General features: G+C 74.6%; 10 protein-coding genes. 6 read left to right on the top strand and 4 right to left on the bottom strand.

The genetic code is table 11. The features are described from left to right. Positions 1–9: 9 nt before the first annotated feature. Both ABD353_RS06580 and ABD353_RS06575 read right to left on the bottom strand, forming a co-directional pair. Positions 10–2,439 carry an HAD-IC family P-type ATPase gene (locus ABD353_RS06580; RefSeq protein WP_344622524.1) on the bottom strand — a complete coding sequence of 810 codons (2,430 nt, stop codon included), beginning with the start codon at positions 2,437–2,439 and terminating at the stop codon, positions 10–12. Positions 2,440–2,492: 53 nt separating this feature from the next. Then, entirely contained in the window at positions 2,493–2,801 is a 309-nt protein-coding gene (locus tag ABD353_RS06575; RefSeq protein WP_344622523.1) for a DUF2530 domain-containing protein, read from the bottom strand. A 263-nt stretch (positions 2,802–3,064) separates the two neighbouring features. Here ABD353_RS06575 and ABD353_RS06570 point away from each other — a divergent pair, with 263 nt between their 5' ends. Together ABD353_RS06570 and ABD353_RS06565 are read left to right on the top strand one after the other, a co-directional pair. Then, complete coding sequence (locus ABD353_RS06570) at positions 3,065–4,531, top strand: NCS2 family permease (protein WP_344622522.1); 1,467 nt, start codon at positions 3,065–3,067, stop codon at positions 4,529–4,531. A gap of 389 nt (positions 4,532–4,920) precedes the next feature. After that, on the top strand, positions 4,921–6,612 hold the full coding sequence (locus tag ABD353_RS06565) for a hydrogenase maturation protein (RefSeq protein WP_344622521.1): 1,692 nt from the start codon (positions 4,921–4,923) through the stop codon (positions 6,610–6,612). A gap of 69 nt (positions 6,613–6,681) precedes the next feature. Here ABD353_RS06565 and ABD353_RS06560 read toward each other — a convergent pair whose 3' ends face one another. Further along, a complete protein-coding gene (locus ABD353_RS06560) occupies positions 6,682–7,650 on the bottom strand; it encodes an MHYT domain-containing protein (protein ID WP_344622520.1) in 969 nt (322 codons plus the stop codon). A gap of 268 nt (positions 7,651–7,918) precedes the next feature. Between ABD353_RS06560 and ABD353_RS06555 the strand changes: the two genes are divergently transcribed. The 3 genes from ABD353_RS06555 to thpR all read left to right on the top strand — a co-directional run bounded on the left by ABD353_RS06555 (position 7,919) and on the right by thpR (position 10,739). Beyond that, positions 7,919–8,353: a MarR family winged helix-turn-helix transcriptional regulator gene (locus ABD353_RS06555; RefSeq protein WP_344622519.1), complete on the top strand. Its 435-nt coding sequence runs from the start codon at positions 7,919–7,921 to the stop codon at positions 8,351–8,353. 131 nt (positions 8,354–8,484) lie between these two features. Then, on the top strand, positions 8,485–10,008 hold the full coding sequence (locus tag ABD353_RS06550) for an MFS transporter (RefSeq protein WP_344622518.1): 1,524 nt from the start codon (positions 8,485–8,487) through the stop codon (positions 10,006–10,008). 137 nt (positions 10,009–10,145) lie between these two features. After that, positions 10,146–10,739: an RNA 2',3'-cyclic phosphodiesterase gene (thpR, locus tag ABD353_RS06545; protein ID WP_344622517.1), complete on the top strand. Its 594-nt coding sequence runs from the start codon at positions 10,146–10,148 to the stop codon at positions 10,737–10,739. 165 nt (positions 10,740–10,904) lie between these two features. Here thpR and ABD353_RS06540 read toward each other — a convergent pair whose 3' ends face one another. Next, positions 10,905–12,680: a glycoside hydrolase family 35 protein gene (locus ABD353_RS06540; RefSeq protein ID WP_344622516.1), complete on the bottom strand. Its 1,776-nt coding sequence runs from the start codon at positions 12,678–12,680 to the stop codon at positions 10,905–10,907. A gap of 173 nt (positions 12,681–12,853) precedes the next feature. On the opposite strand from ABD353_RS06540, the gene ABD353_RS06535 reads away from it, so the two are divergent. Further along, complete coding sequence (locus ABD353_RS06535; RefSeq protein ID WP_344622515.1) at positions 12,854–13,708, top strand: AraC family transcriptional regulator; 855 nt, start codon at positions 12,854–12,856, stop codon at positions 13,706–13,708. The last annotated feature ends 8 nt before the right edge of the window (positions 13,709–13,716 follow it).

The raw sequence follows: 13,716 nt of genomic DNA, 5'->3' as shown, positions 1-13,716 counted from the left end.
GGACGGGCCTCAGTCCACGCCGTTCCCGGCGGGCTCGGAGCGGAGCACGATCACCCGCCAGCTGATCTCCAGCAGCACGCCCGCGATCCCGGCGATCACCACCCCGAGCCAGGGGTCGCGGACGCCGGCCAGTTCGAGCTGGAAGAAGTCGGAGAGCCAGGGCACCGTCAGCACCAGTGCGAACGCCCCTCCCATCGCCGCGATCAGCAGGATCCGCCACCAGGAGTACGGCCGGGCGACGATCGCCAGCACCCACATCGCCACCAGGAAGAGCGTCAGCGTCGCCACGCTGGTGTCCGCCTTCAGGTCGGTGCCGTCGTCGGCCCGGGCCAGCATGTACGAGGTGAAGGTGGCGGCGCCGGCGATCACCCCGCCGGGGACGGCGAACCGCAGCACCCGCCGGACGAAGCCCGTCCTGGCCCGCTCGTTGTTGGGTGCGAGGGCGAGGAAGAAGGCCGGCACGCCGATGGTGAGGGTGGAGAGCAGGGTGGAGTGCCGGGGCAGGAACGGGTACGGCACGTGGGTGAAGACGACCAGCAGGGCGAGCAGCACCGAGTAGACGGTCTTCACCAGGAAGAGGGTGGCGACCCGCTCGATGTTGCCGATCACCCGGCGGCCCTCGGCGACCACCGAGGGCAGGGTGGCGAACGAGTCGTCGAGCAGCACGATCTGGGCGACCGCGCGGGTGGCGTCGCTGCCGGTGCCCATGGCGACGCCGATGTCGGCGTCCTTCAGCGCCAGCACGTCGTTGACGCCGTCGCCGGTCATCGCCACGGTGTGCCCGCGGGACTGCAGCGCGCCGACCAGGTCGCGCTTCTGCTGCGGGGTGACCCGCCCGAAGACGGACGCCATGTCGGCGGCGTCGGCGAAGGCGGCCGGGTCGTCGTGGGGGAGGGTGCGGGCGTCCACCGGCTGGTCGGCGCCGGGCAGGTCGAGGTGGCCGGCGACCGCGCCGACCGCCACCGCCGCGTCGCCGGAGATCACCTTGGCCCGGACCTTCTGCCGCTCGAAGTAGCGCAGGGTGTCGGCGGCGTCCGCGCGCAGCCGCTGCTGGAGCACCACCAGGGCGAGCGGCTCCAGCCCGGCCGCCGGGTCGGGGTCGTCCAGCGGCACGGGTGAGCGGCCGAGCAGCAGCACCCGCAGCCCGCGGGCGCCGAGCCCGTCGGCCTCGGCCAGCGCCGGGTGCCCGGCCGGCAGCAGGACGTCGGGGGCACCGAGCAGCCAGCTGCCCTCGCCGCCCTGCGGTTCGGCGAGCCGGGCCGCGCTCCACTTGCGGGCGGACGAGAACGGCACGGACTCGACCACCCGCCAGTGGCCGTCCGGCGGGGGGCCGTAGGCCTCGATGACGGCCTGCATGGAGGGGTTGGGGCGGGCGTCCGCGGCGCCGAGCGCGCCGAGCGCCTCTCGGAGGGTCTCCGGTGCGCCGTGCCGGGCCCGGCCGTCGGCGAGCGGCCGCAGCTCCAGCAGGTCCATCCCGCCCTCGGTGAGGGTGCCGGTCTTGTCCAGGCAGACGGTGTCGACCCGGGCGAGCCCCTCGATCGCGGGCAGCTCCTGCACCAGGCACTGGCGGCGGCCGAGACGGATCACGCCGATCGCGAAGGCGACCGAGGTCAGCAGCACCAGGCCCTCGGGCACCATCGGCACGATCCCGGCCACCATCCGGCGGACGGCCTCCTGCCAGTCGTTGCGCTCCACCGCGAGCTGGCTGACGATCAGGCCGAGCGCGGTCGGCACCAGCAGCCAGGTGATGAACTTGAGGATCTCGTCGATGCCGCTGCGCAGTTCGGAGCGGACGAGGGTGAACTTGGCGGCCTCCTCGGAGAGCCGGGCGGCGTAGGCCTCCCGGCCGACCTTGGCGGCGGTGAACGCGCCCGCGCCGGCGACGACGAAGCTGCCGGACATGACCTGGTCGCCGGGGCGCTTGAGGACGGAGTCGGGTTCGCCGGTGAGCAGCGACTCGTCGATCTCCAGGCCGTCGGCCTCGGTGACGGTGCCGTCGACGACGACCTTGTCGCCGATGCCGAGCAGCACGGTGTCGTCGAGCACGACCGCGGAGGTGGCCACGGCCAGCGCGGCGCCGTCCCGGCGGACCTGCGGCTTGGCCTCGCCGATCAGCGCGAGGCTGTCGAGGGTGCGCTTGGCCCGCAGCTCCTGGACGATGCCGATCGCCGTGTTGGCCACGATGACCAGGCCGAACAGGCCGTCCTGGATCGGGCCGACCACCAGGATGATCGCGAACATCACGCCGATGATGGCGTTGAAGCGGGTGAAGACGTTGGCCCGGACGATCTCGCGGACGGAGCGGCTGGAGCGCACCGGGACGTCGTTGACCTGCCCGCGGGAGACCCGCTCGGCGACCTCGGCCGCCGTCAGCCCGCCCCGACGCCCGGACGGCCCCGGGTGTCCTGCCTCGGCCGTGCCCTCCGCGGGATGCGTCATGGGTCCGACTCTAGGTGGGGCCCCGGGCCGGTGCCGCTCCGCCGAGGTGGCGGTCAGTCCAGACGAGTGGCGGGGCCCTCGGGGCTCTGCGCGCCCGTCGCGGCCCCGGTCGCGGCCTCGGCGGCCCGGGCGCGGCGGATGGCGTCCCGGCGGGCGCGGCAGTACCAGAGGCCGATCAGGCCGAGCAGGCCGCCGGAGAGGCAGATCCACGGCCAGGTGCCGTGGCCGTGCTGCTCCAGGGTGCCCTTGAAGGGCAGCAGGGCGAGGAAGGCGACGAACCACAGCGCCGTGCCGCCGCCGACGATGGCGACGTCGTTGGCCTCCAGCGGCGGGGGCGAGGGGCGCAGCGGGGTCTTGGGCATGGCCCCTAGGGTACGGGGACGAGGAGCCTCCGGTGCAGGGGTGGCGGGCGCCCGACGACCGATTCTGCGGGTGGATGGCCGTAAGGGCCTTCTTCTACGCGCGAAGATGGCGTGCGAACGAGCGAAAACTCATACTTGGGCTTCCGGTTGCTGCTACGCGCGTCATTCCGCCCGTCCGGCAGGCCGCCGGTGGACCGGGTCAGTGCCGCCCCGGGTCCCGCCGTCACCACCCCCGTCCGTGCCCCCACCCGACGAGGACCCGCATGTCTCCGCAGGCCCAGCCGACGTCCGCGCTCGACGCGCCGTCCGTGCCCTCCGCCGCACCGCAGCCCCCCACCGGTGTGCTCGACCGCTTCTTCCGGATCACCGAGCGCGGCTCCACGCTGCCCCGGGAGATCCGCGGCGGCGTCGCCACCTTCTTCACCATGGCCTACATCCTGGTGCTGAACCCGATCATCCTGGCCAACGCCACGGACATGACCGGCGCGCACCTCGACAGCGGACAGCTGGTCACCGCCACCGCGCTCACCGCAGGCCTCACCACCCTGCTGATGGGCGTCATCGGCAACGTGCCGATCGCACTCGCGGCCGGCCTCGGCGTCAACAGCATCGTCGCCCTCCAGCTCGCCCCCCGGATGACCTGGGCCGAGGCGATGGGCATGGTCGTGCTGGCCGGCTTCGCGATCCTGCTGCTGGTCGCCACCGGCCTGCGCGAGCGCGTGATGAACGCCGTGCCGCTCGGCCTGCGCAAGGCCATCGCGATCGGCATCGGCCTGTTCATCGCCCTGATCGGCCTGGTCGACGCCGGCTTCGTCAGCCGGATCCCGGACGCCGCGCACACCACCGTCCCGCTGCAGCTCGGCGGCAGCGGCCACCTGCTGGGCTGGCCGGTGCTGGTCTTCGTGCTCGGCCTGCTGCTCACCCTGGTGCTGCTGGTCCGCAAGGTGCCCGGCGCGATCCTGATCGGCATCGTCGTCGCCACCGTCGTCGCCCTGGTGATCGAGCAGGTCGTCGGCCTCGGGCAGGGCTGGGGCCTGACCGTCCCGACCTGGCCGGGCAGCCCGGTCGCCGCCCCGGACTTCGGCCTGATCGGCAAGGTCGACCTGGTCGGCGGCTTCCACCACGCCGGTGCGCTCACCGGTGTGCTGTTCGTCTTCACCGTGCTGATGTCCTGCTTCTTCGACGCGATGGGCACCATCCTCGGCGTCGCCGACGAGGCGCACCTGCTCGACGAGAAGGGCGACCTGCCGGGCATCAACAAGATCCTCATGGTGGACGGCATCGCCACCGCGGCCGGCGGCGCCACCTCCTGCTCGGCCAACACCTGCTACGTGGAGTCCACCGCGGGCGTCGGCGAGGGCGCCCGGACGGGCTTCGCCTCGGTCGTCACCGGCGTGCTGTTCCTGTTCGCGCTGTTCCTGACCCCGGTGGCCACCATGGTGCCCGCGCAGGCCGCCACCCCGGCGCTGGTCGCGGTCGGCTTCCTGATCCTGGCCAACTCGATCAAGGAGATCGACTGGGCCGACCACACCATCGCGATCCCGGCGTTCCTGACCATCGTCCTGATGCCGTTCACCTACTCGATCACCAACGGCCTGGGCATGGGCTTCATCGCCTTCTGCGTGCTGCGCCTGGCGGCCGGCCGAGGCCGCGAGGTGCCCGCGGCGATGTACGCGGTGTCCGCGGTGTTCGCCTTCTACTACCTGATGCCGGCGCTCGGCCTGCTCTGACCTCCGCCGCCGTACGGGCCCTCCCACCGGATCCCCGGGGGAGGGCCCTTCGCGTTCCCGGCGCCGGCGGCGTGCGCGCCGCGCCGGCCCGGGGGGAGCGGACCGGCGCATTCGGGGGCGTACGGGTGGCGATCCGGCGTCGATTCGAGGGAGGGGTCGGCCGTTCCGGGCGGGTGTTGTGCAGGGGCCGTCGACCCGTCCCGATCTGGCAACTTGCGTGTGCATGACCATGCTTGGATGGCCCGACCCCGCCCGGCGGCGGCCCGTCCGGCCCACCCCGGGGCGCGGATCCGGTGACGCCGGCAGCGCTCCCGGGTAGGCATCTGCGTCATCCGGAGCCGACCGGCCGGGACACCCCCACCACCGTGACATGTCGTCGGAGGGCCACCTTGCGCATCCTGCTGGTCGCCAGCGCGTTCAACAGCCTCACCCAGCGTGTCCACACCGAGCTGCGCGACCGGGGCCACACCGTGGCCGTCGAGCTCGCCCTCGGTGACGAGCCCGTCCGCGCCGCCGTCGGACGGTTCGAACCCGACCTCGTCCTCGCGCCCATGCTGACCCGGGCGGTGCCGGAGGACGTCTGGCGCAGGCTCCCCGTCCTGATCGTCCACCCCGGCCCCAAGGGCGACCGCGGGCCGTCCTCGCTCGACTGGGCCATCCACGAGGGCGCCGAGGAGTGGGGCGTGACCGTCCTGCAGGCCGTCGCCGAGATGGACGCCGGGCCGATCTGGGCGTCCGTCCCCTTCACCCTGCCCGCCTGCGGCAAGAGCGAGGCGTACCGCACCGAGGTGGCCGACGCCGCCGTGGAGGCCGTGCTGCTCGCCGTCGAGCGGTACGGCAGCGGCTGGTTCGAACCCGAGCCGCTCGACTACGCCCGCTGGGACGTCCGCGGGAAGCCGCGGCCGTACCACGCACAGGAGTACCGGCGGATCGACTGGGCCGCCGACGACACCGCCACCGTGCTGCGCAAGCTGCGCTCCGGCGACTCCCAGCCCGGCGTCCTCGACGAGCTGTACGGCCGCGAGCACTTCCTGCACGGCGGCCACCCCGAGGACCTGCTGCGCGGCGCCCCCGGCACCGTCCTCGCCACCCGCGAGGGCGCGATCTGCCGGGCCACCACCGACGGCGCCGTCTGGATCCCGCAACTGCGTCCGCGCCGCACCCCCGGCGGCCCGGCCACCTTCAAACTGCCCGCCGCGCAGGTGCTCGGCAGCCTCCTCGACGGCGTGCCCGAGGTGCCCGTCACCCCCTACGACGCCGCCCGCCGCCGCACCTGGTCCGAGCTGCGCTACCGCGAGGAGGCCGGCGTCGGGTACCTGGAGTTCGCCTTCCCCGGCGGGGCGATGAGCACCGGGCAGTGCCGCCGGCTGCTCGCCGCCTACCGGGAGGCCTGCGCCCGGCCCACCGCGGTGCTGGTGCTCGGCCCGGCCCGGGACTTCTTCTCCAACGGCATCCACCTCAACACCATCGAGGCGGCCGCCGACCCCGCCGAGGAGTCCTGGCAGAACATCAACGCCATGGACGACCTGGTCGAGGCGGTCCTGACCACCACCGACAAGCTCACCGTCGCGGCCCTGGCCGGCAACGCCGCGGCCGGCGGCCTGATGCTGGCGGCCGCCGCGGACGAGGTCTGGTGCCGGGCCTCCGCCGTGCTCAACCCGCACTACCGGCTGATGGGCCTGTACGGCTCCGAGTACTGGACGTACACGCTGCCCCGCCGGGTCGGCGAGGAGACCGCCCACCGGCTCACCACCGCCGCGCTGCCGGTCGGCGCCCGGGAGGCCGAGGCGGTCGGACTGGTCGACCGGGCGCGCCGCGGCGGCGCCGCCGAGTTCCGCCGCTGGGTCGAACGGGAGGCCGCCGCGCTCGCCGACGCGCCCGAGCTGGGCGCCCGGCTGCTGGAGAAGAAGCGCCGCCGGGCCGCCGACGAGGCCGCCAAGCCGCTCTCCGCCTACCGTGCCGAGGAACTGGCCCGGATGCGGCGCAACTTCACCGCCCCCGACGAGCCGTACCACCGGCTGCGCCGCGACTTCGTGCACAAGGTCTGCCCGGCCGCGACCCCGGAGCACCTGCGCGGCTGACCCGGCGAACGGCCGAGGGCCGGCCCGCCCCCCGTGGCGGACCGGCCCTCGGCCGTGGGTGCTGCGTGCTCAGTACTGCGGCTTCCCGTCGGCCTGCGGGCCCGACCAGGCGGGCACGACCCGGCCGCTCACCGGCGCGGACTGCGCCGGACGGGCCCGGCGGCGGCCGCTCTGCGCGGTCTGCCCGGCACCCGGGACGAACAGGTCCGGCCCGGCACCGCCGTCCTGCAGCGGCCACTGCGGCCAGTCGTCCGGCGCGCGCCGGGCAGCGGAGGGACGGGACGGCAGCGGTGCGGCCGGCCCGGTCACCACCGGGCGGTGCTTGCTCGGCGCCACCGCGAAGGCCAGCGCACTGATGAAGACGTACGTGCCGAAGCCGACCGCGAGCGGGAAGACGAACTGCAGCGCGACCGGGCCGGGCGGGGCGTGCTCGGTGTCCGAGAGCCGGACGGAGACCGCCAGCATGCCGGTGTAGTGCATGGCGCACACGGCCACGCCCATCACCGGGGAGGCGGCCAGCACCGCCGCGGTGCCCCGGATGTTGAGGGCGGCCCAGAGCGCCGCCGTGGCGGCGAGGACGGCGATGCCGATCGAGGCGCCGACCAGCACCGGGTCGTAACCGATCCGACCGGGCAGCCGCACCGCCGCCATGCCCAGGTAGTGCATGGCGGCCACGCCGAGCCCGGTGGCGACGCCGCCGACCAGCACGGCGCTGCGCCGGTGGGTGCTCTGGCCCACGGTGAAGATGCCGATGCCGACGAAGCCGATGGCGACCAGCAGGCTGACCAGGGTCAGCGGGACGTCGTAGTGGATCTCGACGCCGCTGACCGCGAAGCCGAGCATGGCGACGAAGTGCATGCTCCAGATGCCGCCGCCGAGGGAGATCGTGCCGAGCAGCAGCCAGTTGCGCCGCGAGCGGCCTTCGGTGATCAGTGCCCAGCGGGTGCTGCGCAGCGCCACCAGGGCGCCGAGACATGCGACGAGGTACGAGAACGCCGGTGTCACCCAGCCGTAGACAGCGTGGTGGATGTGACCCAAGAGGACTCCCGGGGCGGAGTAGGGGTGCACAGTGCCGGCGTGCTGTGTTCCTGACAAGCCCGAACCCTAGCGACCCGCTCCGCTCGTGGGCAACGCCGGGAGATTCAGTGAACTCGCAGGTCAGTAGCGGTACTTCACGTTTGGCCCAAGATCTTGTCACCGGAGGTCGACACGATGTCCCGCCGGTCTTCGCACCGCGGCGGGCGGTGCGGCGACACCGGCGGAAAAGGATTTTCCTTAGCGAGAGTAATGACATAGGCTAAGGACCATGCCCGAGATGTCCGAGGACGATCTCGCAGCCGTCAGCCAGCTGCGGTCGTCCACGATGCGCCTTGCCCGCCGGCTGAGACACCAGCGTGTCGAGGAGTCGCTGAGCCCCACCGAAATGGGGGTCCTCGGCACCCTGGCGCGCTGCGGCAAGGCCACCCCCGGCGAGCTCGCCCGCCGCGAGCACGTCCAGCCTCCGTCGATGACGCGGATCATCGCGATGCTGGAGGAGAAGGGGCTGGTACGGCGCGAGCCGCACCCGGACGACCGCCGACAGGTGGTCGTCAGCAGCACCGAGCAGGCCGAGGCGATCCTCACGGAGAGCCGACGCCGGCGGAACGCCTGGCTGGCCGAACTGGCCGAAGGGCTGAGCAAGGAGGAGTGGGCGCTGATCCGCGCAGCGGCACCGGCCCTCTCCAGACTCGCCCACCTCTGACGCGCACCCCGACCGGCACGACGTCTCACGGCAACCGAACGAAGGAGCACCGCATCACCGCAGGACACATCCGAGAGAACAGCCGCGCGGCGACGAACCTGCCCGTCGCCGCGCCCCGAGGGGAGACCACCTTGACACCGCCGGCCGCAGCCAGCGCCGCCGCCACCCGCACCGACGACCTCGCCGCAGACCCCGCAGCCGACCGCGCTGCCACCGCCGAGAGCCAGGCGCCCGCCCCCGTGGGCCTGCCCGGCACCGGCGACGACGACCCCGACGAACGCCCCGCGGCGGTCACCCCCGCCGCATCCGCCCCCGCCGCCACCCGAGCGGGGGACGGCCCCACCGGGGCCCGCTTCACCCGGCCCGGAGGAATGTTCTCCTCCCTCCGGATCCGCAACTACCGGTACTACTTCGCCGGCCAGGTCGTCTCCAACACCGGCACCTGGATGCAGCGCATCGCCCAGGACTGGCTGGTGCTGAGCCTCACCGGCAGCCCCTTCGCGGTCGGCGTGACCACCGCCATGCAGTTCCTGCCGATGCTGCTGCTGGGCCTGTGGGGCGGCGTGCTCGCCGACCGGCTGCCCAAGCGCCGGCTGCTGCTCGCCACCCAGGGCGCGATGGGCCTGCTCGCCGCCGGGCTGGCCGTGCTCACCGTCACCGGCGCCGTCACGGCCGGGTACGTCTACGTCTTCGCGCTGCTGCTCGGCCTGGTCACCGTCGTCGACAACCCGACCCGGCAGGCCTTCGTCAGCGAGATGGTGCCCGCCAAGGACCTCGCCAACGCGGTCAGCCTGAACGCCGCCAACTTCCAGACCGCCCGGCTGGTCGGACCGGCCGTCGCCGGCCTGCTGATCGCCGCGGTCGGCAGCGGCTGGGCCTTCGCGGTCAACGCGCTCTCCTTCGCCGCCGTCCTCGGCGGCCTGCTCGCCATGCGCGAGAGCGAGCTGCGCCCCTCCACCCCGGTCGCCCGGCAGAGCGGCCAGTTGCGCGAGGGCCTGCGCTACGTCCGCGAGCGGCCCGAGCTGCTCTGGCCGATGGTGCTGGCCGGGTTCATCGGCACCTTCGGCTTCAACTTCCCGACGCTGCTCTCCGGCTTCGCCTACGACACCTTCAAGGTCGGTGCCGGCGAGTACGGGCTGCTGAACACCGCGATGGCCGTCGGCTCGCTGGCGGGCGCCCTGCTCGCCGCCCGCCGCGGCGCCCCCAGGCTGCGCCGGCTGGTCGGCGCGGCGGTCGCCTTCGGCACGCTGGAGGTGCTGGCCGCGCTCGCCCCCGGCTACTGGACCTTCGCCGCGCTGCTCACCCTGATCGGCGTCTTCGGCCTGACCTTCAACACCTCGGTCAACTCGGCGCTCCAGCTGGGCACCGACCCCGCCGTGCGCGGCCGGGTGATGGGCCTGCTGGTGCTGGTCTTCACCGGCGGCACCCCGATCGGCGCCCCGCTCGTCGGCTGGGTCACCGCCGCCTACGGGCCCCGGCTCGGCCTGCTCGCCTGCGGCCTGGTCTCGGCCGCCGCCGCGGCCGTGATCGCCGTGGTGCTGGCCCGCGCCGCCGACCTGAAGGTCCGGGTCGACCTGCACCCGGGTGCGGGCCGCCGGGTGGTCGCGGTGGTGCCGCGCACCCTGCCCAAGAAGGACCTGGCCACCGCCTGCTGAGGCCCGGCCCGGCTGGCCCCCGTCCACCGGGGCCTGCCGGGCCGCCGTCACGGTCGTCACCGTCCTTGGAGCCCCCGGTTCTGAGCCGGCCCCGCGGAAGGGCTCCGACCGGGAAGGCCGACGGGGAAGATGGGCCCATGAGGCTCTTTGTGGCGGTCAACCCGCCGAGCGAGGCGGTCCAGGAACTGGTCGACGCCGCGGCCGCGCTCCGCGAACGGCCCGGCGCGGACCGGCTGCGGTGGAGCGGGGTCGACGGCTGGCACCTCACCCTGGCCTTCCTGGGCGAGATCCCGGTCACCGAGGTGCCCGCCCTGGAGGCCGTCCTCGCCCGCACGGCCGGCGAGAACGGCGCCCACCGGCTCCGCCTCGCCGGCGGCGGCACCTTCGGCGACCGGGTGCTCTGGGTTGGCGTGGACGGCGAGGTCTGGGCACTGCGGCGGCTCGCCGAGGCCGTCCGGGGCGCCGTCGGCGAGGTCGGCGTGGAGACCGACCAGTACGGCTTCCACCCCCACCTCACGCTCGCCCGCGCGGGATCCAGCCGCGGGCGTCGGCGGGCGGAGCAGCGGGTCGCCGCGGCCGAGCTGCAGCACCTCGCGGCGGGGCTGGACGGGTTCCGCGGGCTGGAGTGGGAGGCGGGGGAGATCCACCTCGTCCTCAGCGAGACCGGCTTCGGCCCCTCCCACTACCGCACCCTCACCACCTGGCCCCTCGCCCACTGGCAGGCGGAATAGCCCCAGGGGCGCGGGGAACTGCGCAATCCGGACGTGGCGTCCTTTCGGGTCCGGTGGTGCGAAATCAGGGGCGCGGGGAACTGCGCACCTCGGATGCGGAGCACCTCGCGGGTATGACCGTTCCCGGATTGCGCAGTTCCCCGCGCCCCTGGGGGTTTTTCCCGTTCAGCCCAGGGTGGGGGTGGGGCGGAGTTCGATCTTGCAGGGGTGGGCGTCGCCGAGTTCGAGGAGGGTGAGCTCGTTGCGGCCGGGGCGGAGGAGGGGCTGCGGGCAGTAGAGCGTGGTCTGCGGGCCCCGGGCGTCGTAGCGGCCCAGCAGGAATCCGTTGACCCAGAGGTAGCCGCGCACGCCTCCCGGCACCGCGAGGAACGCGTCCCCGGTGTCCGTCAGGTCGAGCACCCCGCGGACGAGGCGTGCCGCGTCCCCCGTCCCGTCCGCCGGTTCCGGCCCGAAGTCCGCCGCCGGCAGCGGGTCGAGCCGCAGCGGTTCGGCCTGCCACCCGTGCAGGTACTGCCGTTCGTGCCGGACGCCGTCGACGCCCTTGGTCTCGCCCACCAGCGGCCCGTAGTTGACCCGGCCGAGCGATTCCGCCAGCAGCTCGACCGCGACGCCGCCCGGCACCGCGAGCTCCGGCCGGGCCACGCCGCGTTCCAGGTCGGCCACCCGGACGCCGTCCACCCGGAGCACGGCCCGGTCCCGCAGTCCTTCGACGGTGAGCGGCAGGTCCGGCCGTCCGGCCGGCACCCGGGCGGTGTAGCGGACGAGGCCGTGTTCCAGTCCGAGTTCCTCGAAGCGCGGCGGCACCGGCGCGTGGACGGCCGGGCCGAACGGCAGTGCGGCCGATTCGGTGAGGGCGACGGCCGGTGCCTCCAGCACCGGCGGCAGCTCGGGCAGTGCCGGTGCCCGGCCGTCGAGGAAGCGCGCCTCGTCGGGGTGGGCCGCGGCGAAGTCGGCCAGCACCTCGCGGAAGAGCGCGTACTTCGCGGTCGGCGCGCCGCGCTCGTCCAGGGGGGCGTCGTAGTCGTAGGAGGTGGTGACCGGCTGGTAGGGCGAGTGGGTCCAGGCGGTGGAGTTGAACGGCGGGTCGGCGTGGTTGGCGCCCGCGCCGGTGCCGAAGTTGGTGCCGCCGTGCGCCATGTAGAGGTTGACCGAGGCGCCGGCGGCGAGGATGCGGCGCAGGGTGTCGGCGGCGTCCTGCGCGTCGCGGGTGTGGTGCGGGCGGCCCCAGTGGTCGAACCAGCCGTTCCAGAACTCCATGCAGAACGGCGGGTCCTCGGGCCGGTGCCGGCGCAGGGCCGCGAAGCCGTCCTCCGGGGCGGAGCCGAAGTTCACGGTGGCGAGCACGCCGGGCAGCGTCCCGCCGGTGAGCATGTGGTCCTCCGGTCCGTCGGAGGTGAACAGCGGGACGGTGACGCCGCGCCGCAGCAGGCCGTCCGCGAGGTGCCGCAGGTAGCCGGTGTCGCTGCCGAAGGAGCCGTACTCGTTCTCGACCTGCACCATCAGCACGTTCCCGCCCCGGTCGACCTGCCGGGCGACCACGCCGGGCATCAGCTCGTCGAGGAAGGCGTCCACGGCCGCCAGGTACTCCGGGTCGGACGTCCGCGCCCGCCGTCCGACCCGTGCGGTCAGCCAGCCGGGCAGGCCGCCGTTGTCCCACTCGGCGCAGATGTACGGGCCCGGCCGGACGATCGCCCACAGCCCCTGCCGGGCCGCCTCGTCGAGGAAGGCGCCGAGTTCCGCCGTCCGCTCGTACCGGCCCGGCGCCGGCTCGTGCAGGTTCCAGGCGACGTACGTCTCGACGGTGTTCAGGCCCATCGCGCGGACGGCGGCCAGCCGGGCGGGCCACTGCTCGGGGCGGGTGCGGAAGTGGTGCACGGCGCCGGACAGGATGCGCAGTGGGCGCCCGTCCAGCCGGAAGCCCGCGGAGTCGTAGGTCAGCATGCCCCCAGCCTGCCGGGGCGCCCCGGCCGCGGCCATGGACAAACCCCGGGCGGGTGTTGGACTGTCGTCCCCGACCGTCGCCCGCGGTCCCCGTCCCCCGACGGCCGCCCGCGGTCCCCGTCCCCCGACGGCCGCCCGCCCGTTCCCCGACCGCCCGTCCCCGGAGGTGAGCCGTGCAGCGCTGGTGGCACTACCTGACCCCCGGTCCGGCCCAGCTGGCCACCGGGCTCGCCTGCCTGGGCGTCGGCATGCAGCGCGGCCCGCTGCCGGTGGTCGGGCCGCGCACCCTGGACCGCTGGGTGGCCGTGGTGGTCACCGCCGGCCGCGGCTGGTACGCCGTGCCGGACGGCTCCCGCCGCCCGGTGGCCGCCCCCGCGGTGGTCTGGCTGCGGCCGGGCGTGCCGCACCACTACGCGCCGGACGCCGGCGGCTGGTCGGAGTCCTTCGTCGACTTCACCGGCCCGGCCCTGGCCGGTTACGCCGAGCTCGGCCTGCTGCCGGACGAGGCGGTGGTGCCGCTGATCGCCGCGGACCGCGCCCAGCGGGTGATCGCCCGGATCGCCGGCGCGTGCCGCCGCGGCGGACCGCTGGTGGACACCGAGGCCGCCGCCGCGGTCCACGAGCTGCTGGTCGAGCTGCACCGGCAGCGGGCCGACCTGGACCCGCGCGGCGGGACCGTGCTGGAGGCGCTGCGCCGGGACGCCTTCCTGCCGCTGCCGGTGGCCGAGCACGCCCGCCGGGCCGGGCTGACGGTGGCCGGGCTGCGCCGGGCCGTCCGCGCGGTGGGCGAGACCGGCCCGAAGGAGTACCTGCTGGCGGTGCGGCTCAGCGAGGCCAAGCTGCTGCTCGCCGCCGGGGAGCTGCCGGTGGCGGCGGTGGCCCGCCGGGTGGGCTACGAGGACCCGGCGTACTTCACCCGGCTTTTCACCCGCCGGGTCGGCGTCGCCCCCTCGGTCTTCCGGGAGCGCGAGCAGCGGGGGGAGCTCCCGCCACGGGGCAGTGCCGGGGCCGGGGCGGCGACCGACTAACCTCGAAG

This window comes from Kitasatospora arboriphila, assembly GCF_039528095.1.
GTDB lineage: Bacteria > Actinomycetota > Actinomycetes > Streptomycetales > Streptomycetaceae > Kitasatospora > Kitasatospora arboriphila.
This window is presented reverse-complemented; position numbering and strand designations above follow the sequence as displayed.